The sequence below is a fragment of the Nonomuraea sp. NPDC002799 genome, from assembly GCF_053592075.1.
This window is the reverse complement of the sequence record NZ_JBSFVA010000026.1, coordinates 94,405-114,109: the sequence shown is the minus strand read 5'-3', so window position 1 is coordinate 114,109 and position 19,705 is coordinate 94,405. Positions and strand designations below refer to the sequence as shown.

General features: G+C 68.2%; 19 protein-coding genes. 17 read left to right on the top strand and 2 right to left on the bottom strand.

What is annotated here, in order from left to right; translation table 11 throughout:
- Positions 1 to 14: 14 nt before the first annotated feature.
- Complete coding sequence (locus tag ACWD0F_RS35915; protein WP_026214226.1) at positions 15 to 236, bottom strand: BldC family transcriptional regulator; 222 nt, start codon at positions 234 to 236, stop codon at positions 15 to 17.
- A gap of 256 nt (positions 237 to 492) precedes the next feature.
- Between ACWD0F_RS35915 and ACWD0F_RS35910 the strand changes: the two genes are divergently transcribed.
- The gene (locus ACWD0F_RS35910) at positions 493 to 711 is read left to right on the top strand and encodes a DUF4229 domain-containing protein (RefSeq protein WP_449883954.1); all 219 of its coding nucleotides are present in this window, start codon (positions 493 to 495) and stop codon (positions 709 to 711) included.
- Here the strand turns inward: ACWD0F_RS35910 and ACWD0F_RS35905 are convergent.
- On the bottom strand, positions 708 to 1,913 hold the full coding sequence (locus tag ACWD0F_RS35905; RefSeq protein WP_449883952.1) for a delta-60 repeat domain-containing protein: 1,206 nt from the start codon (positions 1,911 to 1,913) through the stop codon (positions 708 to 710). The two genes, ACWD0F_RS35910 and ACWD0F_RS35905, sit on opposite strands and share 4 nt — an antisense overlap.
- 147 nt (positions 1,914 to 2,060) lie before the next feature.
- Between ACWD0F_RS35905 and ACWD0F_RS35900 the strand changes: the two genes are divergently transcribed.
- The 16 genes from ACWD0F_RS35900 to nuoN all read left to right on the top strand — a co-directional run bounded on the left by ACWD0F_RS35900 (position 2,061) and on the right by nuoN (position 19,705).
- Complete coding sequence (locus tag ACWD0F_RS35900; RefSeq protein ID WP_449883950.1) at positions 2,061 to 2,777, top strand: demethylmenaquinone methyltransferase; 717 nt, start codon at positions 2,061 to 2,063, stop codon at positions 2,775 to 2,777.
- A 401-nt stretch (positions 2,778 to 3,178) separates the two neighbouring features.
- The gene (locus ACWD0F_RS35895) at positions 3,179 to 4,414 is read left to right on the top strand and encodes a geranylgeranyl reductase family protein (RefSeq protein ID WP_449883948.1); all 1,236 of its coding nucleotides are present in this window, start codon (positions 3,179 to 3,181) and stop codon (positions 4,412 to 4,414) included.
- A gap of 67 nt (positions 4,415 to 4,481) precedes the next feature.
- A complete protein-coding gene (locus tag ACWD0F_RS35890; RefSeq protein ID WP_449883946.1) occupies positions 4,482 to 4,877 on the top strand; it encodes an NADH-quinone oxidoreductase subunit A in 396 nt (131 codons plus the stop codon).
- Between the two features lie 3 nt (positions 4,878 to 4,880).
- Positions 4,881 to 5,432 carry a NuoB/complex I 20 kDa subunit family protein gene (locus tag ACWD0F_RS35885; RefSeq protein ID WP_449883944.1) on the top strand — a complete coding sequence of 184 codons (552 nt, stop codon included), beginning with the start codon at positions 4,881 to 4,883 and terminating at the stop codon, positions 5,430 to 5,432.
- Positions 5,429 to 6,133, top strand: coding sequence for an NADH-quinone oxidoreductase subunit C (locus ACWD0F_RS35880; protein ID WP_449883941.1), 705 nt, complete (start codon positions 5,429 to 5,431; stop codon positions 6,131 to 6,133). The genes ACWD0F_RS35885 and ACWD0F_RS35880 overlap by 4 nt, the downstream gene beginning before the upstream one ends.
- On the top strand, positions 6,130 to 7,455 hold the full coding sequence (locus ACWD0F_RS35875) for an NADH-quinone oxidoreductase subunit D (RefSeq protein WP_449883938.1): 1,326 nt from the start codon (positions 6,130 to 6,132) through the stop codon (positions 7,453 to 7,455). The genes ACWD0F_RS35880 and ACWD0F_RS35875 overlap by 4 nt, the downstream gene beginning before the upstream one ends.
- Positions 7,452 to 8,108, top strand: coding sequence for an NADH-quinone oxidoreductase subunit NuoE (gene nuoE / locus ACWD0F_RS35870; protein WP_449883935.1), 657 nt, complete (start codon positions 7,452 to 7,454; stop codon positions 8,106 to 8,108). Before ACWD0F_RS35875 ends, nuoE begins: the two co-directional genes overlap by 4 nt.
- A complete protein-coding gene (gene nuoF / locus ACWD0F_RS35865; protein ID WP_449883932.1) occupies positions 8,105 to 9,394 on the top strand; it encodes an NADH-quinone oxidoreductase subunit NuoF in 1,290 nt (429 codons plus the stop codon). Before nuoE ends, nuoF begins: the two co-directional genes overlap by 4 nt.
- A complete protein-coding gene (locus tag ACWD0F_RS35860; protein ID WP_449883929.1) occupies positions 9,391 to 11,778 on the top strand; it encodes an NADH-quinone oxidoreductase subunit G in 2,388 nt (795 codons plus the stop codon). Before nuoF ends, ACWD0F_RS35860 begins: the two co-directional genes overlap by 4 nt.
- The gene (gene nuoH / locus ACWD0F_RS35855; protein WP_449883926.1) at positions 11,775 to 13,076 is read left to right on the top strand and encodes an NADH-quinone oxidoreductase subunit NuoH; all 1,302 of its coding nucleotides are present in this window, start codon (positions 11,775 to 11,777) and stop codon (positions 13,074 to 13,076) included. Before ACWD0F_RS35860 ends, nuoH begins: the two co-directional genes overlap by 4 nt.
- Positions 13,063 to 13,578 carry an NADH-quinone oxidoreductase subunit NuoI gene (nuoI, locus tag ACWD0F_RS35850; RefSeq protein WP_449883923.1) on the top strand — a complete coding sequence of 172 codons (516 nt, stop codon included), beginning with the start codon at positions 13,063 to 13,065 and terminating at the stop codon, positions 13,576 to 13,578. The genes nuoH and nuoI overlap by 14 nt, the downstream gene beginning before the upstream one ends.
- Positions 13,571 to 14,350: an NADH-quinone oxidoreductase subunit J gene (locus ACWD0F_RS35845; protein WP_449883920.1), complete on the top strand. Its 780-nt coding sequence runs from the start codon at positions 13,571 to 13,573 to the stop codon at positions 14,348 to 14,350. The genes nuoI and ACWD0F_RS35845 overlap by 8 nt, the downstream gene beginning before the upstream one ends.
- Entirely contained in the window at positions 14,347 to 14,643 is a 297-nt protein-coding gene (gene nuoK / locus ACWD0F_RS35840) for an NADH-quinone oxidoreductase subunit NuoK (RefSeq protein WP_090931987.1), read from the top strand. Before ACWD0F_RS35845 ends, nuoK begins: the two co-directional genes overlap by 4 nt.
- A 9-nt stretch (positions 14,644 to 14,652) precedes the next feature.
- Positions 14,653 to 16,563, top strand: coding sequence for an NADH-quinone oxidoreductase subunit L (gene nuoL / locus ACWD0F_RS35835; protein WP_449883917.1), 1,911 nt, complete (start codon positions 14,653 to 14,655; stop codon positions 16,561 to 16,563).
- On the top strand, positions 16,563 to 18,122 hold the full coding sequence (locus ACWD0F_RS35830) for an NADH-quinone oxidoreductase subunit M (RefSeq protein WP_449883914.1): 1,560 nt from the start codon (positions 16,563 to 16,565) through the stop codon (positions 18,120 to 18,122). The genes nuoL and ACWD0F_RS35830 overlap by 1 nt, the downstream gene beginning before the upstream one ends.
- Positions 18,119 to 19,705 carry an NADH-quinone oxidoreductase subunit NuoN gene (gene nuoN / locus ACWD0F_RS35825; RefSeq protein ID WP_449883911.1) on the top strand — a complete coding sequence of 529 codons (1,587 nt, stop codon included), beginning with the start codon at positions 18,119 to 18,121 and terminating at the stop codon, positions 19,703 to 19,705. The genes ACWD0F_RS35830 and nuoN overlap by 4 nt, the downstream gene beginning before the upstream one ends.

Sequence of the window (19,705 nt, the reverse complement as noted above, 5' to 3'; positions counted from 1 at the left end):
GTCTGCGCGGAACGTCAGACGCGCGGGGACTCACCTGCGGGCCTGTCGGCCGTTAGAACGTCCTCGCCTCGGAGAAGGGCGTGCACTTCCGATTCGCGGAAGCGCCGGTGCCCTCCGGGGGTGCGGATACTGCTGATGCGGCCTGCCGCAGCCCAGCGCGTAACCGTCTTTGGGTCTACCCGGAAGAGGGCGGCAACCTCTCCTGGGGTCAGCAGACGCTCGCTGCTACTCTCCACCAATCTCTCCCCCTCGCATCCCGCTTCCTGCCAGCGGGCGGACAGGTAACCAGTGTGTCGAGCGAAGCCTGATTTATCCGTGGTTTTCTACAAAGATCACGGGTTGTTATCAGCTGACTGCCCGATTGTTATATGATAGAGCCTCTTTGGGGCTCTCGTGGGTGTTTCTTTACGAAACTCCCTGACTGGGAACAGTAGCAGTGCTCGCGTCCGATGCGAAGAGCGACCGCCGCACAGGTGCGAGTAACCTCGACCTGTGCCTCCTGTTCTCGTTTACACCCTGTCGCGGATCTTGCTTTTTGTCGTGACCCTCGGTGTCCTGGCCCTCGCGGGGCTGCATAACCCGCTCGCGCTGATCCTTGCTTCTTTCTTGGTCAGCGGCGTGGCGAGCTACGTCCTGTTGTCCAAGCAGCGCGACGCGGTGAGCGCGCGTATCAGCGACAGGATCGACCGGCCGAAGCCCCAAGACGACTAGAGCTGCGGGAACATGCCAATCCGGGCATGGTACTCCCGTCCGAGTCTCGTGGTGTCGCTACCGACAAGTAGCCCTCGGGGATGCACGGAAAACGCCTTCACGCCGATCCCGCGCTCCCGCGTGGGATTCCAACTCAGCGCCTTTCCGGTGTGCGGATGAATGGCGCCGATGCCAGGCCGTGACACCGCCCCAGGGCCGGCCGAGTCGCGCCCCTGGGGGTTGTCCAGCCAGCGCAGATGGCCGCCGACGTAGACGGCCGCGCCCGTCGCGGCGACCGAGTAGAGCGAGTCGCCACCCGTGCTGTTGACCCAGGTGGGCTTGACGCCGGCGCCCTTGGCATAGGTCTCGAACCTGGCGGCCGTGTCGCACATCCCGCCTTTGGTGCCGCCGGTGGTGACGACCACGAAATAGCCGCCGTCGGGGGAGAAGTCCAGGCCGCGCACGTACGACGGGAACGCGACGGCGCACTTCTGCGCGTACACGTCGGTGCGCCAGGGCGCGACTCTCGCCACAGTGCCGCTGACGTCGATCAGCCCGAGCTGCGGCCTGGAGTGGCCGCCGAGCGTGGTGAACGTGCCGTCCACCACGAGCCGGCCCCGGGAGAGCGCGAGGGCGTGCACCTTCACCCCGGACGTCAGGGGCGAGCCCGGCGTGACGTCGAAGCCGGGGTCGGGGGCGCCCGTGCCGGCGTCGAGCCTGGCCAGCGCGGTGCGCGGGCTGATGAAGTCGCCGCCGACGTAGAGCTGCGAGCCCTGCCTGGCCAGTGTGGTGACCATGCCGCCCCCGATGTTCGGCGCGAAGCCGGGCACCAGCGTGCCGTCGGAGACTTTGAGCCTGGCCAGGGCCCTGGAGCGCTGGTTGTCGATGCCGAAGAACTCGCCGCCGACGTAGACGGTGCCGTCCTCGCCCGCGGTCAGGCCGTACACGGTGCCGGAGACGCTCGGGGCGAAGCCCGGCAGGATGCGGCCGGTGACGAGGTCGTAGGCGAACAGGTTGTCGCGCGGCAGGGCGGTGGTGCGACCGGCGTCGCTCACCTCGGTGAACGAGCCGCCGACGACCACGGTGCCGCCGACGACGGCGATGGCGTTGACGATGCCGTCGAGCACATGGGGAGTGCTGTCGATCGGGTCGGCCGACACGACGCGCGGCTGCGCGTAGGGGGCCGAGGCGATGATCGCCGCAAGGGCGACACGGGCTAGCATTCACAACAATTAGCAGACTCTCGGTAGTGCTGCGGCTACTTTCCGTCGATTGTCCGACTGGCCTGCCTGACGGAAAAACCGCGGTCATGCTCCGGCCGCGATCGTGGCGGCAGCCGGACGCGGGTTCGCCATCAGTAGTCTTTACGCATGACGCGCGCTCATTTGGACAAGCAGCCGGGCGAGGTCGCCGCGATGTTCGATCGCACCGCCCGGCGCTACGACCTGGTCAATGACGTGATCTCCCTCGGGCAGGTCAGGCTCTGGCGCAAGGCGGTGGCCGCCGCCGTCGACGCGGGGCCCGGTGAGATCGTCCTTGACCTGGGTGCGGGCACCGGCACCTCCACCGACGCCTTCACCACGCTGGGCGCCAGGGCGATCGCCTCGGACTTCTCGCTCGGCATGCTCCGCACCGGCGTGGACCGCCACGGCGGCAACGCGCTGCGGGGGGAGGGGGTGCCGTTCATCGCGGGTGACGCGCTGCGGCTGCCGTTCGCCGACGGGGCGTTCGACGCGGTGACGATCTCGGTCGCGCTGCGCAACGTGCACGACACCTCGCAGGCGCTCAGGGAGATGGCGCGGGTGACCAGGCCGGGCGGGCGCCTGGTGATCCTGGAGTTCTCACACGTGGCGTTCGGCCCGTTCGACGTGATCTACCGCGAATATCTGATGCGGCTGCTGCCGAAGGTGGCCAAGGTGTTCGGATCCAACGACGACTCCTACGAATACCTGGCCGAGTCGATCAGGGACTGGCCCGACCAGCCGACGCTCGCGGGGCTCATCCTGGACGCCGGCTGGGAACGCGTGGCGTGGCGCAATCTCTCGATGGGGATCGTCGCCATGCACCGGGGCTTCAAGCCCGCCTGAGGCTATTTTCGGCCGGGCCGTTTTAGACGTTCTCCGAGACCGGCTCTCGGTATTTCACTCCGGGACGATTCTTTGCAAAACATATTCCCGTCTTCCCGGCGATGATTGCGCACAGGTGACCGGCACTGCCGGAGGCCCGCCGCGCGCGGCCGTCCGGCGATCGTCCGCAGGAGCCCGCGACCCGACCGGAACGTGGCTGCTAGCGTGACGATCATGACTGCGAGGCCACAGGCGACACGCCGTCCTCTGGGATCACAGAACAGCACCCCGACTGCCACTATGTACAGGAAAAGCAGTAGACTGCGGGCCGGTAAGTTTGTGAAGGGGTTCACAAAGGAACGAAGGCGCCACACCCCGATGCCTTCGAGGGACAGGACAGTCCAGTGACGGTGCCAACAGCCATGCAGTCTGACGCCGACGTCATCGTCGTCGGCGCCGGGCCCGCCGGTTCCGCTACCGCCTTTTACCTCGCCGGGGCCGGGCTCGACGTGCTCCTCCTGGAGAAGACCAGGTTCCCCCGCGAGAAGGTGTGCGGCGACGGCCTGACCCCGCGTGCGGTCAAACAACTGCTCAACATGGGCATCGACGTCGACGCTCCCGGCTGGGTCAGGAACAAGGGCCTGCGCGTCGTGGGCGGCGGTCTGAGGTTCGAGCTCGACTGGCCGCAACTGGAGCGGTTCCCGGACTTCGGGCTGGTCCGCACCCGCCAGGACTTCGACCAGATCGTCGCGGCCAACGCGGTCAAGAGCGGCGTGCGCCTCATGGAGGGCGTCACCGTCACCGGGCCCGTGCTCGACGACCGCAGCGGTCACATCGTCGGCGTGACGACCAAGGACGGCCGCGAGTTCCGCAGCCGCGTGGTGGTGGCCGCCGACGGCAACAGCACCCGCCTGGCCCTCGGCATGGGCCTGCACAAGCGGGAAGACCGGCCGATGGGCGTGGCCGTGCGGACCTACTTCGAGAGCCCGCGCCACGACGACGACTACCTGGAGACGTGGCTGGAGCTCTGGGACGGCGACACGCTGCTGCCCGGCTACGGCTGGGTGTTCGGCGTGGGCGACGGCACCGCCAACGTCGGCCTGGGGCTGCTCAACACCAGCTCGCAGTTCGGCAACATCGACTACCGCGACCTGCTGAGGCGCTGGTGCCGGTCGATGCCGGCCGAGTGGGGCTTCACCGAGGAGAACATGACGGCCCCCATTCGCGGCGCCGCGCTCCCGATGGCCTTCAACAGGCAGCCCCACTACACACGCGGCCTGATGCTCGTGGGAGACTCCGGCGGGTCGATCAACCCGTTCAACGGCGAGGGCATCGCCTACGCCATGGAGACCGGCGAGATCGCCGCCGAGATCATCGCGAAGGCCCTCCGGGGCACCACTCCCGCGCAGCAGGAGCGGGCTCTGCGGACCTACTCCAAGGTGTTGAAAGACGCCTATGGTGGCTATTTCACCCTCGGCAGGCTGTTCGTCGAGGCCATCGGGAGGCCGGGCGTGATGCGCTTCGGCACCAGGCACGGGCTCCCGCACCCGAGGCTGATGCGCTTCGCGCTCAAACTCCTTGGTAATCTCACCGACCGGCGAGGCGATGCGTCGGACATGATCATCAACGCACTCTCGAAGGTCGCCCCACCAGCATGAATCTCGTCGTAATCAACAGATCCGGCTGCGCGCCCGCGCGCGCGGCGACTCAGGAGGAGGCGTAGCGATGGACCTTTACGTGCCCATCCTGGTGCTCGCCGTTCTCGCCGGGGGCTTCGCGATCTTCTCGGTCGTCATCGCTCCCTTCACCGGTCCCAAGCGCTGGAACCGCGCCAAGCTCGACGCCTATGAATGCGGCATCGAGCCGACGCCCCAGCCCGTCGGTGGCGGACGGTTCCCGCTCAAATACATGATCACCGCGATGCTCTTCATCGTCTTCGACATCGAGATCATCTTCCTCTATCCGTGGGCGGTCTCGTTCGCGCCGCTGCGGAACGACGCCGGCGCGGTGCTCTTCCCGGGCCTCGGCCTGTTCGCGCTCGTGGAGATGCTGCTGTTCATCGTCACCGTGCTCGTCGCCTACGCGTACGTGTGGCGCCGCAAGGGTCTGGACTGGGACTGAAAAATGGGACTTGAAGAGAAACTCCCCAGCGGGTTCATCCTGAGCACGGTCGAAGCGGCCGCCGGATGGGCGCGCAAGAACTCCGTATGGCCGGCCACGTTCGGCCTCGCATGTTGCGCCATCGAGCTGATGGCCACCGGTGGCCCCCACTACGACCTGGCGCGCTTCGGTATGGAGCGCGCTTCGGCGTCTCCCCGCCAGGCCGACCTCATGATCGTCGCCGGGCGCGTCTCGCAGAAGATGGCTCCCGTCCTGCGGCAGATCTACGACCAGATGGCCGAGCCCAAGTGGGTCATCTCCATGGGCGTGTGCGCCTCCAGCGGCGGCATGTTCAACAACTACGCGATCGTGCAGGGCGTCGACCACGTAGTGCCCGTCGACATCTACCTGCCGGGCTGCCCGCCGCGGCCGGAGATGCTCATCGACGCGATCGTGAAGCTGCACGACAAGATCCAGAACACGAAGTTCGGCGCTCACCGCGCCCAGCAGATCGAGGACCTCGAACTGCGGGCGCTGCGCACGCTGCCGCTGATCGACCAGGGGGCCGCGCAGTGACCTCGCCCGACAATCTTCCCGGAGCTCCGGACAGCGGCGAGACCCCCGAGGCCGCCCTTCCCGCGGTGCCCGAGTCACCCGTCGCCCGGCACGGCATGTTCGGCTCCGCCGACTCCGGCGACACCTCCGGCTACGGCGGCCTCGTCGTCCGCCGGGCGCCGCAGCTCTCGACGCCCCGCCCGTACGGGAGCTACTTCGACGAGCTCGTCGACGCCCTGGCCCTCGACGACGCCATCGAGCGCGTGGTCGTGGACCGCGGCGAGCTGACCCTGCACGTCAGGCGCGAGCGGCTGGTCGAGGTCTGCCAGAAGCTGCGTGACGATCCCGCGCTGCGCTTCGAGCTCTCGCTGGGCGTCTCCGGCGTGCACTACCCGCACCTGGCGGGTGAGGAGCTGCACGCGGTCATCCACCTGTGCTCGATCACCCACAACCGGCGCGTGCGCGTCGAGGCGAGCGCTCCGGACGCCGACCCGCACCTTCCATCCACGGTGGGCGTTTACCCTGGTCACGACTGGCATGAACGCGAGGCCTACGACTTCTTCGGCATCGTCTTCGACGGCCACCCCGGCCTGACGAGGATCATGATGCCGGATGACTGGGACGGCCACCCGCAGCGCAAGGACTACCCGCTCGGCGGCATCCCGGTCGAATACCGGGGAGCCACCATCCCCTCGCCTGACCAGAGGAGGAGCTACTCATGAGCACCGCTTATGAAGAGGCGACCGAGGGCAAGGTCTACTCGGTCTCCGGCACCGACTGGGACGAGGTCGTCACCGGTGTGCGCGACTCCGAGGACGAGCGCCTGGTCATCAACATGGGCCCGCAGCACCCGTCCACGCACGGCGTGCTCCGCCTGGTCCTGACGCTCGACGGCGAGACGGTGACCGAGGCGCGCGGCGTCATCGGCTACCTGCACACCGGCATCGAGAAGAACATGGAATACCGGACGTGGACCCAGGGGACCACGTTCGTGACCCGCATGGACTACCTCTCGCCGATCTTCAACGAGACCGCCTACTGCATGGGCGTCGAGAAGCTGCTCGGTGTCGAGGACCGCATCCCGGACCGGGCGCAGGCCATCCGCGTGATGATGATGGAGCTCAACCGCATCGCCTCGCACCTGGTCGCGATGGGCACCTTCGGCATGGAGCTGGGCGCGACCACGCCGTTCCTGTTCGGGTACCGCGATCGTGAAATGATCATGGACCTGTTCGAGTACATCACGGGTCTGCGCATGAACCACGCCTACATCAGGCCGGGCGGCGTGAGCGTCGACCTGCCCGCTGGCGCGGTCGACAAGGTCGGCGAGTTCCTCAAGGAGATGCCCAAGCGGATCAAGGACATCCGCAAGCTCCTCGACGAGAACCCGGTCTACGTGCGCCGCACCAAGGACGTGGCCTACCTCGACCTGACCGGCTGCATGGCGCTGGGCATCACCGGCCCGATCCTGCGCGCCGCCGGGCTGCCCTGGGACCTGCGCAAGTCGCAGCCCTACTGCGGCTACGAGACCTACGAGTTCGACGTGCCGACCGAGCGCGGTTCCGACGTCTACTCCCGCTACCTCGTGCGCATGAGGGAGATGGAGGAGTCGCTCAAGATCATTGAGCAGGCTCTCGACCGCATCGCAGGACCGCTCAAGGGCGACCCGGTGATGATCGAGGACAAGAAGATCGGCTGGCCCGCGCAGCTCGCGCTCGGCCCCGACGGCTTCGGCAACTCGCCCGACCACATCGCGCACATCATGGGCACCTCGATGGAGGCCCTCATCCACCACTTCAAGCTGGTGACCGAGGGCTTCAGGGTGCCGGCCGGGCAGGCGTACGCCGCCATCGAGTCGCCCAAGGGCGAGCTCGGCGCCCACGTGGTGAGCGACGGCGGCACCCGGCCCTACCGCGTGCACTTCCGCGAGCCGTCCTTCTGCAACCTGCAGGGCTTCCCCGCGATGGCGGAGGGCGGCCAGATCGCCGACGTGATCGCCGCTGTGGCTTCTATCGACCCCGTCATGGGAGGTGTGGACCGGTGACTTACTCACCGGATGTCCGCGAGCGTCTGGAACAGGACGCCAAGGAGATCATCGGGCGGTACCCGAAGACACGGTCCGCCCTGCTTCCGCTGCTCCACCTCGTGCAGTCCGAGGACGGTTACGTCTCCGACGACGGGCAGGAGTTCTGCGCGGAGCTGCTGGGCATCAGCAAGGCCGAGGTCACGGGCGTCGCGACCTTCTACACCATGTACAAGCGCAAGCCCGCCGGCGACTTTCACGTCGGCGTGTGCATCAACGCGCTCTGCGCGGTCATGGGCGGCGACGAGATCTGGGACGAGCTGTCGGAGCACGTCGGCGTCGGTCACGAAGAGGCGACCTCGGACGGCAAGATCTCGCTGGAGCGCCTGGAGTGCAACGCGGCCTGCGACTTCGCCCCGGTCATGATGGTCAACTGGGAGTTCTTCGACAACCAGACCCCCGCATCGGCCAAGCAGCTCGTCGACGACCTGCGTGACGGCAAGGACGTGCGGCCCACGCGCGGCCCGAAGAAGCTCTGCACCTTCAAGGAGGCCTCGCGGGTGCTCGCCGGGCTGCCCGACGAGCTGGCGGGCGACGGCCCCTCGGCCGCCGGCGCCTCGCTGGAGGGCCTGAAGGTCGCCAAGGCCAGAGGATGGAAGGCCCCGGAGGCATGAGCACGACTTTGACACCGGTCCTGACCGCGAACTGGGACCAGCCCAACTCCTTCACCCTCGACGGGTACGGCGAGTATGAGGCGGCCAAGAAGGCGCTGGCCATGGAGCCCGACGCCGTCATCCAGGCCGTCAAGGACTCGGGCCTGCGCGGCCGCGGCGGCGCCGGCTTCCCGACGGGCATGAAGTGGGGGTTCATCCCCCAGGGTGACGGCAAGCCGCACTATCTCGTCGTCAACGCCGACGAGTCGGAGCCGGGCACCTGCAAGGACATCCCGCTCATGATGGCCAACCCGCACGCGCTGGTCGAGGGCATCATCATCACGGCCTACGCGATCCGGGCCAACCACGCCTTCATCTACGTGCGCGGCGAGGTGCTGCACGTGATCCGGCGGCTGCACGCGGCCGTACGCGAGGCGTACGAGAAGGGCTATCTCGGCACCGACCTCTTCGGCTCCGGCTACGACCTCGAACTGGTCGTGCACAGCGGCGCGGGCGCGTACATCTGCGGCGAGGAGACGGCGCTGCTCGACTCGCTGGAGGGCTTCAGAGGTCAACCGCGACTCAAGCCCCCGTTCCCGGCCGTGGCGGGCCTGTACGCCTCGCCTACTGTCGTGAACAACGTGGAGTCGATCGCCAGTGTTCCCTCGATCGTCGCCAACGGCGCCGACTGGTTCGCCGGGATGGGCACCGAGAAGTCCAAGGGCTTCGGCATCTTCTCCCTGAGCGGCCACGTGACCAGGCCAGGCCAGTACGAGGCGCCGCTCGGCATCACGCTGCGCGAACTGCTCGACATGGCCGGCGGCATCCGCGAGGGGCACCAGCTCAAGTTCTGGACCCCGGGCGGCTCGTCCACGCCGATCTTCACCGACGAGCACCTCGACGTGCCGCTCGACTTCGAGGCGGTCGGCGCGAAGGGCTCCATGCTCGGCACCCGCGCGCTGCAGATCTTCGACGAGACCACCTGCGTGGTCCGCACCGTGTTGCGGTGGACGGAGTTCTACGCCCACGAGTCGTGCGGCAAGTGCACGCCGTGCCGCGAGGGCACCTACTGGCTCAAGCAGGTGCTCAAGCGCCTGCAGAAGGGCCAGGGCACCGAGGAAGACCTGACCACGATCACCGACATCGCGGACAACATCCTCGGGCGCTCCTTCTGCGCGCTGGGCGACGGCGCGACGAGCCCCATCCACTCCTCGGTGAAGTACTTCCGCGAGGAGTACCTCAAGCACTTCGAGATCGGCGGCTGTCCGTTCGACCCGAAGAAGTCCACTCTCTGGGGTGAGCAGTGACAGTCGTAGAGACCGAGACGAACCTGGTGACCCTGAGCATCGACGGGTTCCAGGTCAGTGTCCCCAAGGGCACTCTGATCATCAGGGCCGCCGAGCTGCTGGGCATCCAGATCCCCAGGTTCTGTGACCACCCGCTGCTCGACCCGGCGGCCAACTGCCGCCAGTGCCTGGTCGACATCCCCGACGCCGGCAACGGCCGCGGCTTCCCCAAGCCGCAGCCGTCCTGCGCGATCGACGTCGCCGAGGGCATGGTCGTGCAGACGCAGCTCACCTCGCCGGTCGCCGAGAAGGCGCAGCGCGGGGCCATGGAGCTGCTGCTGATGAACCACCCGCTCGACTGCCCGGTCTGCGACAAGGGCGGCGAGTGCCCCCTGCAGAACCAGGCCATGTCGAACGGCCAGGGCGAGACCAGGTTCCAGGAGCAGAAGCGCACCTTCCCCAAGCCGCTGCCGCTCTCCACCCAGGTGCTGCTCGACCGCGAGCGCTGCGTGCAGTGCGCGCGCTGCATCCGCTTCTCCGACCAGATCGCCGGCGACCCGCTCATCGAGTTCTTCGAGCGCGGCGCCAAGGAGCAGGTCAGGGTCGCGGACGGCAAGCCGTTCAACTCCTACTTCTCCGGCAACACGGTGCAGATCTGCCCGGTCGGCGCGCTCACCGGCGCGGCCTACCGGTTCCGGGCCCGCCCGTTCGACCTGGTCTCCACGCCCAGCGCGTGCGAGCACTGCGCCTCCGGCTGCGCCCAGCGCACCGACCACCGGCGCGGCCGGGTCACCCGCCGCCTGGCGGGCAACGACCCGCAGGTGAACGAGGAGTGGAACTGCGACAAGGGCCGCTGGGCGTTCAGCTACGCCACGCAGCCCGACCGGCTCAGGACGCCGCTGGTCCGCAACGAGGAGGGCGTGCTCGTGCCCACCTCGTGGCCGGAGGCGCTCACGGTGGCCGCCGAGGGGCTCGCCAAGGCCCGCGGCAAGGCCGGCGTGCTGGTCGGCGGCCGGGTCACGGTCGAGGACGCCTACGCCTACGCCAAGTTCGCCCGGCTGGCCCTGGGCAGCAACGACGTCGACTTCCGCGCCAGGCCGCACTCCGCCGAAGAGGCGCAGTTCCTGGCCCACGCGGTGGCCGGCCGGGGCATCGAGATCAGCTACGGCGACCTTGAGAACGCCCCGCACGTGCTGCTCGTCGGGTTCGAGCCCGAGGAGGAGTCGCCGATCGTCTTCCTGCGCCTGCGCAAGGCGTGGATGAAGAAGAAGCTCAAGGTCACCTCGATCGCCCCGTTCGCGACGCCGGGCCTGGCGAAGATGGGCGGCACGCTCGTCCGCACCGCCCCCGGCGCCGAGGCCGACGCGATCGGCGACCTGGTCGGCACGCTGGCCGCGGGCACGATCGTGCTCGCCGGCGAGCGCCTGGCCACCGTCCCCGGCGCGCTGTCCGCCCTCGTGCGGCTGGCCGCCGCCTCCGACGCCAAGCTCGCCTGGATCCCGCGCCGGGCCGGTGAGCGCGGCGCGATCGAGGCCGGCGCGCTGCCCAACCTGCTGCCGATCGGCCGTCCGGTCGACGACGAGAGCGCCAGGGCCGAGGTCGCCAGGGTCTGGAACGTGAGCTCGCTGCCCGCCACGCCGGGCCGCGACACCACGGGCATCCTGGAGGCGGCCCGCAGGGGCGAGCTCGACGCGCTGGTCGTGGCCGGCGTCGACCCCTACGACCTGCCCGACCCGGCGGCGGCGCTCGACGCGCTTGAGCACACGCCGTTCATCGTCAGCCTGGAGATCCGCGCCAGCGCCGTCACCGACCGCGCCGACGTGGTCCTGCCCGTCGCCGCCGTCCAGGAGAAGGCCGGCACGTTCGTCAACTGGGAGGGCAGGGGCCGCTCGTTCGACGCGCCGCTCAAGGTGCCCGGCCTGCAGAGCGACCTGTCGGTGATCGGCAACCTGGCCGACCGGATGGACGTGCACCTGGGCCTGCCGGACGCCAAGGCGGCCCGGCGCGAGCTGTCCAGCCTGGGCTCCTGGCGCGGCAGCCGCGTCACGGCCCCGCACGCCGCCACCCGCGTCCTGGCCGCTCCGGCGGCCGGCGAGGCACTGCTGGCGACGTGGCACCTGCTGCTCGACCAGGGCAGGCTGCAGGACGGCGAGCCGTACCTCGCGGGCACCGCCCGCGCCGCCGAAGCCCTGGTCTCCGAGAGCACGGCCGTCGAGCTGGGCATCGCGAACGGCGACAAGCTCGTCGTCGGCTCGCCCGGCTCCGACACCGTGACGCTGCCGGTGCGCGTCGCCGACCTGCCCGACCGGGTGGTCTGGCTGCCGGCGAACTCCGGCGGCTGCTCGGTCACGCGTGACCTGCGCGCGGTGGCCGGCGACATCGTCACCATCGGGAGCGCCTCATGATCCACGTTCTCGCGGCCGATCCCACCATCGCCGACTTCGGCAAGGACCCGGTGTGGATCACCATCATCAAGGCCGTGATGCTCTTCGTCTTCCTGATGCTGGGCGTGCTGTTCGGCGTCTGGTTCGAGCGGAAGCTGATCTCGCGGATGCAGAACCGCTACGGGCCCAACCGGGCCGGTAAGTTCGGTCTCCTGCAGTCCGTGGCCGACGGCCTGAAGATGGGGCTGAAGGAGGACCTCGTCCCGCGGACCGTGGACAAGCTGCTCTATCTGCTCGCCCCCATCATCATGGTGGTCCCGGCCTTCCTGGCCTTCTCCATCGTGCCGTTCGCGCCGATGGTCAACCTGTTCGGCGTGCAGACGCCGCTGCAGCTCGTCGACCTGCCCGTCGCGGTGTTGTTCATGCTCGCCATGGGCGCCGTGTCGGTCTACGGCGTGGTGCTGGCCGGATGGTCGTCGCGCTCGCCGTACGCGCTGCTCGGCGGTCTGCGGTCGGCGGCCCAGGTGGTCTCGTACGAGATCGCGATGGGCCTGTCGTTCGTCGCCGTCTTCCTGTTCGCCGGCACGCTCTCCACCTCGGAGATCGTCAAGGCGCAGGGCGAGGTCTGGTTCGCGGTGCTGCTGATCCCGTCGTTCCTGATCTACGTGGTCTGCATGTTCGGCGAGGCCGCCCGCATCCCGTTCGACCTGCCCGAGGGCGAGGGCGAGCTGGTCGGCGGCTTCCAGACCGAGTACTCCTCGTCGCTGAAGTTCGCCCTGATCATGATGGGTGAATACCTGCACACCTTCACCGCGGCCGGCATCGCGGTGACGCTGTTCCTCGGCGGCTGGCGGGCGCCGTTCCCCATCTCGTTGTGGGACGGCGCCAACACGGGCTGGTGGCCGGTGCTCTGGTTCTTCATCAAGTTCGTGCTGACGTTCAGCTTCGTCGTGTGGGTGCGGGCCTCGCTGCCGCGCGTGCGCTACGACCAGCTCATGTCACTGGGCTGGAAGGTGCTGATCCCGGTCAACCTCGCCTGGATCATGCTCGTGGCGGCCGTGCGCAACGTGGTCGTCAACGAGGGCAACAAGACGCTCGGGATCGTACTCGGCATCGTGATCGTGGTCGGCGCGCTGGCCATCTGGATGCGGTTCGACACCGTCAACCAGCGACGCAAGGAAGCGCGGAAGGCCCAGGTCGAGGCCGAGTTCGAGGAACTGTCCAACGAGCCGACGGCCGGCGGCTTCCCGGTGCCGCCGCTCGATCTGCCGCACTACCACGGGGTGCAGCACAAGGAGATTCCCAGTGGGACTAACTGATTGGCTGAACCCCGTCAAGGGCTTCGGGGTCACCTTCCACACGATGTTCAAGAAGCCCGTCACGACGAACTACCCGGAGGAGAAGAGGCCGACGGCTCCTCGGTTCCACGGGCGTCACCAGCTCAACCGCTGGCCGGACGGGCTGGAGAAGTGCGTCGGGTGCGAGTTGTGCGCCTGGGCGTGTCCGGCCGACGCGATCTACGTCGAAGGCGCGGACAACACCGACGAGGAGCGCTTCTCGCCGGGTGAGCGTTACGGGCGCACCTACCAGATCAACTATCTGCGGTGCATCCTGTGCGGCCTGTGCATCGAGGCCTGCCCGACCCGCGCGCTCACCATGACGAACGAGTACGAGCTCGCCGACAGCTCCCGCGAGAGCCTCATCTTCACCAAGGAGATGCTTCTCGCCCCGCTGACCCAGGGCATGGAGCAGCCGCCGCACGCCATGCGGCTCGGTGAGACCGAAGAGGACTACTACCGGCTGGGGCGGACCAATGGGTGAGACCGTCACATTCTGGGTGCTCGCCGTCGTGTCCGTCGGCGCCGCGCTCGGCATGGTCTTCAACCGCAAGGCCGTGTACTCCGCGCTGATGCTCGGCACCGTGATGCTCTGCCTGGCCGTCCTGTACGCCGTGCAGGACGCACCCTTCCTGGCCGCGGTGCAGATCATCGTCTACACCGGCGCGATCATGATGCTGTTCCTGTTCGTGCTCATGCTCGTCGGCGTCGACTCCTCGGACTCCTTCGTCGAGACGCTGAAGGGCCAGCGCTTCTGGGCCACCATCGCGGCACTCGGCTTCCTGGTGCTGATCGTGGTCGCCTTCGGCAACGTGATCTTCGCCGACGAGGCCGGGCTGGCGGCGGCCACCCAACAGGGCGGCTACATCCGCTCGATCGCGTTGTTGTTGTTCACCAAGTACGTCTTCGCGTTCGAGATCACCTCGGCCCTGCTGATCACGGCGGCGCTCGGCGCGATGGTGCTGGCACACCGCGAGAAGCTCACCGAGAAGGCCACGCAGAAGGACCTGGCCCGCGCCCGGTTCCTCGGCGACCACCCCTCTCCGCTGCCCGGCCCCGGCACCTACGCCAGGAACAACGCCATCGACATGCCGGCGCTGCTCCCCGACGGGTCGGTCGCGGAGACCTCGGTCAACCGCTACCTCGCGCGCTACGACGTCGAGCACGGTCACCTGCCGGCCGATCCCAAGCTCGCCGAGGCCATCAGGCACACGGCCGACGACGACGCCGAGGAAAACAACGAGGTCACCAAATGACGACGCATTACCTCGTACTGTCCGGCCTGTTGTTCGCCATCGGCGCCCTGGGCGTGTTGATCCGGCGTAACGCGATCGTGGTGTTCATGTGCGTGGAGCTGATGCTCAACGCCTGCAACCTTGCCTTCGTCACCTTCTCCAGGCAGGTCGGCAACCTGGAGGGCCAGGTCATCGCGTTCTTCGTGATGGTGGTGGCCGCGGCCGAGGTCGTGGTCGGCCTGGCGATCATCGTGACGATATTCCGAACCCGCAGGTCCGCGTCGGTCGACGACGCCAACCTGCTGAAGTACTAGAGGTGACTGGTGGAATCTGAAATCGCTCAGATCGCCCAGCACACCGGCGGCGTGATCGGAGTCTCCTGGCTGTTGATCGCCTTCCCCCTGGTGGGGGCGGCGGTCCTGCTGGTGCTCGGCCGGATCACCAACCGCTGGGGCCATCTGCTGGGCGTGGCCATGTCCCTCGCCTCGTTCGTCGTGGCGGTGCTGGCGTTCGTCGAGCTCCTGGGGTTCGGTGAGGCGGAGCGCCGCCGGGCCGTGCACCTGTATGAGTTCATCCCCAATCTGAAGCTCGACATGGGGTTGCTGATCGACCCGCTGTCGATCAGCTTCGTGCTGCTGATCACCGGTGTGGGCTCGCTGATCCACATCTACTCGATCGGCTACATGGCGCACGACGAGAACCGCCGCCGGTTCTTCGCCTACCTCAACCTGTTCATCGCCGCGATGCTCCTGCTGGTGCTGGCCGACAACTACGTCGGCCTGTTCATCGGCTGGGAGGGCGTGGGCCTGGCCTCGTACCTGCTGATCGGGTTCTGGCAGTTCAAGCCGTCGGCGGCGGTCGCGGCCAAGAAGGCGTTCATCGTCAACCGCGTCGGTGACTTCGGGCTGCTGGTCGGCATGTTCGTCATCTTCACCACGTACAAGACGCTCACGTTCGCCGAGCTCGCGCCGAAGATCGACGGCGTCGAGAGCGGCACCACGCTGGCCATCGGCCTGCTGCTGCTCCTCGGCGCGTGCGGCAAGTCCGCCCAGCTCCCGCTGCAGTCCTGGCTCCTGGACGCCATGGAGGGCCCGACCCCCGTGTCGGCCCTGATCCACGCGGCGACCATGGTGACCGCCGGCGTCTATCTGGTGGTCCGCTCCGGGGCGTTCTTCTTCCCCGAGGGCTCGGGCGCCGCGCTCGCGGTGACCATCGTCGGCGCGGCCACGCTGCTCGCCGGTGCGATCATCGGTTGCGCGAAGGACGACATCAAGAAGGGCCTGGCCGGCTCGACGATGTCGCAGATCGGCTACATGATGCTCGGCGCGGGCCTCGGCCCAGCGGGGTACGCCTTCGCGATCGGCCACCTGATCACGCACGGCTTCTTCAAGGCCGACATGTTCCTCGGCGCCGGCTCGGTCATGCACGGCATGAACGACGAGGTGAACATGCGCAAGTACGGCGGACTCCGCAAGTACATGCCGATCACCTTCATCACGTTCTTCATCGGCTACCTGGCGATCATCGGCTTCCCGCTGCTGTCCGGCTACTTCACCAAGGACGGCATCATCGAGACCGCCGTCCACCACCAGCCCGTCCTGGGCTGGCTGGCCGTGCTCGGCGCAGGCATCACCGGCTTCTACATGTCGCGGATGGTCTTCATGACCTTCTTCGGCCAGAAGCGCTGGGCCGAGGACGCGCACCCGCACGAGTCGCCGGCGGTCATGACCGTGCCGCTGATGATCCTCTCGCTCGGCGCGCTGGGCCTGGGCGCCTACCTGATCCTGCCCGGCACGCTGTACGACTTCCTGCGCCCCGCCGTGGGCGGGGAGGCCACCGCGCCGCACTTCGAGTTCGCCAGCACGCCCGGCCTCGTCACGCTCGCGCTCGTCGCGGTCGGCGTGGCGATCGCCTGGATGCGCTACGGCCGGGCCGAGGTGCCCGCGGTCCAGCCGCGCGGCTCCTTCGTCACCACGTTCGCCCGCCGCGACCTCTACGGTGACGCGCTCAACGAGTCGCTCTTCATGCGCCCCGGCCAGTGGCTGACCCGCATCGCGGTGTTCTTCGACAACCGTGGCGTCGACGGGCTGGTCAACGGTCTGGCGGCGGGCATCGGCGGCAGCTCAGGACGCCTGCGGCGGATCCAGACGGGCTTCGCCAGAACGTACGCGCTGTCCATCCTGATCGGTGCCGCCCTCCTGACCGGCGCCCTGCTCCTCGTTGGGAACATCTGATGTCACCCTGGCTTCCGATAATCATGGCGGTGCCCGTGGTGGGCGCCATCGTGGTGGCCCTGCTTCCCAAGGGCAGTGACAAGCTGGCCAAGCAGGTCACGCTGGTGGTCTCGCTGCTCGTGCTGGTCCTGACGGGCGTCATGGCCGCCGGGTTCAAGCCGGGCGGCGACCGGTTCCAGTTCCGGGCCGAATACGACTGGATCCCGAGCTTCGGCGTGAAGTTCGGGGTCGGCGTGGACGGCGTCGCGCTGGTGCTGATCGCGCTGTCGGTGGTGCTGGTGCCGATCGTGGTGCTGGCCTCCTGGCACGACGCCGACGGGGTCAAGACCGCCGACGGCACGCTGATCACGCCCAAGCGGTCGGTGAAGACGTACTTCTCGCTGCTGCTGGTGCTGGAGACGATGATGATCGGCGTCTTCGCGGCGACCGACATCTTCCTGTTCTACGTCTTCTTCGAAGCCATGCTGATCCCGATGTACTTCATGATCGGCTCGTACGGCGGCGCCCAGCGGTCCTACGCGGCCGTCAAGTTCCTGCTGTACTCGCTCTTCGGCGGCCTGCTCATGCTGGTCGCGGTCATCGGGCTCTACGTGGTGGCCGGCAGTAAGACGTTCATGTTCCCCGAGCTCGTCGGGGTCATCCAGGACCCGGCCATGCAGAAGTGGTTGTTCGCCGGATTCTTCATCGCCTTCGCGATCAAGGCGCCGCTCTGGCCGGTGCACACCTGGCTGCCCGACGCCGCCGCGCAGGCCCCGGCCGGGGCCGCCGTGCTGCTGGTCGGCGTGCTGGACAAGGTGGGCACGTTCGGGATGCTCCGCTTCTGCCTGGAGTTGTTCCCCGACGCGGCCAAGGCGTTCACGATGCCGATCGTCGTGCTGGCGGTCATCAGCATCATCTACGGCGCCATCGTGGCCATCGGCCAGACCGACATGAAGCGGCTCATCGCCTACACGTCGATCTCGCACTTCGGCTTCATCGTGCTCGGCGTGTTCGCGATGACGGACGTCGGCCAGTCCGGCGCGGCCCTCTACATGGTCAACCACGGCTTCGCGACCGGGGCGCTGTTCCTGGCCGCCGGGTTCCTCATCGCCAGGCGCGGCTCGCCGTTCATCGGCGACTACGGAGGCGTGCAGAAGGTGGCCCCGCTGCTCGCGGGCTTCTTCCTCGTCGCCGGCCTGGCCGGTCTGTCGCTGCCGGGGTTGTCGTCGTTCGTCAGCGAGTTCATGGTCATGATCGGGACGTACTCCAGCACGGCCCACGGATCGGGCGCCCTGTCGGTGGCCGCGATCATCTCCGCGGTGGCCGTCGTCCTGGCGGCCGTCTACATCCTGTGGATGGTGCAGCGGGTGCTGAACGGGCCGACCGCCGAGCCGGTCAAGGCCTTCAAGGACCTGAACGCGCGCGAGATCTGGGTGCTGGCTCCGCTGGTCGCCCTGATCATCGGCTTCGGCTTCTTCCCCAAGCCGCTGCTCGACGTGATCAACCCGTCAGTGCAACAGACGCTGACCAACGTGGAGGTACCCACCTCCACCATCGCTGAGAAGGGGGCGGGTCAGTGAACGACGTCATTCCGGCGCCGGCGATCGAGTACGGCACGCTGGCGCCGCTGCTGGTGGTCTTCGGCGCGGCCATCATCGGCGTGCTCGTCGAGGCGTTCGCGCCGCGCTACCTGCGCAAGTCGATCCACGTACCGCTCACGCTGCTGAGCCTGTTCGGCGCGTTCGCCCTGGTCATCGTCCAGGTCCTGCGCGGCCAGGTGCCCACGACGGCCTCCGCCATGGGCGCGGTCGCGGTGGACGGGCCCTCGCTGTTCCTGTGGGGCGTCATCCTCATCCTGTCGTTCGTCTGCGTGCTGCTGATCAACGACGAGGGCCACTTCGTCGCCTCGGCCGCGGCCGTGCCCGGCAGCGCCGACGAGGAGGAGGCCGAGACGCAGGGCGGCGGGCACACCGAGGTGTACCCGCTGGTGCTGTTCGCGGTGGGCGGCATGTTGTTGTTCCCGGCCGCGCACGACCTGCTGATGATGTTCGTGGCCCTTGAGGTCATGTCGCTGCCGCTGTACCTGCTGTGCGGCCTGGCCCGCCGGCGCCGCCTGCTGTCGCAGGAGGCGTCCATGAAGTACTTCCTGCTGGGCGCGTTCTCCTCGGCGTTCTTCCTGTACGGCACCGCGATGATCTACGGCTTCGCGGGCACCGTCTCGCTGCCGGGCATCAACCAGGCCCTGGCCGGAAGCACGCGGCTGGACCCGCTGCTGATGATCGGTCTCGCGCTGCTCGGCGTGGGCCTGCTCTTCAAGATCGGCGCGGCGCCGTTCCAGGCCTGGAAGCCGGACGTCTACCAGGGCGCTCCGACGCCGATCACCGCCCTCATGGCCTCCGGCACGCTCGTCGCGGCCGTGGGCGCGGTGCTGCGGGTGTTCTGGGTGGGTCTGGGGAACCTCGACTGGAACTGGCGGCCGATCATCTGGGGCGTCGCCGCCCTGACGATGATCGTCGGCTCGATCCTGGCGATCACGCAGACCGAGATCAAGCGCATGCTCGCCTACTCCTCCATCGCGCACGCGGGCTTCCTGCTCGTCGGCGTGATGGCCACGTTCGGCTCCGCCGAGCAGAACGCCGTCTCCCTCAAGGCGATCCTGTTCTACCTGGCGGTCTACGGCATCACGACGGTCGGCGCGTTCGCGATCGTCACGCTCGTCCGCGACCCGGGCGGCGAGGCGGGGCACCTGTCGCGCTGGGCCGGGCTCGGCAAGCGCGCGCCGATGCTGGCGGGCACGTTCGCCTTCTTCCTGCTGGCCTTCGCCGGCATCCCGCTCACCAGCGGCTTCATGGGCAAGTACGCCATCTTCGCCGCCGCTCTGAACAGCGGCACGCAGCCCGGCGACTCGATGGGCGGCTGGATGGCCGGCCTGGTCGTCGTGGGTGTCGTGGCCTCGGCCGTCGCGGCGTTCTTCTACGTCCGCGTGATCGTGCTGATGTTCTTCAGCGAGCCCGCGGCCGACGGCCCGGCGATCGCGGTGCCCAGCACGGGGACCGTGGCCGTCATCGCCGTCTCGTTGCTGGTTACCGTAGGAGTGGGGCTCTACCCGGAGTCCGTGCTCGGCATTGCCAACGACGCTGCTCGCAGCCTGTTCATCAGATAA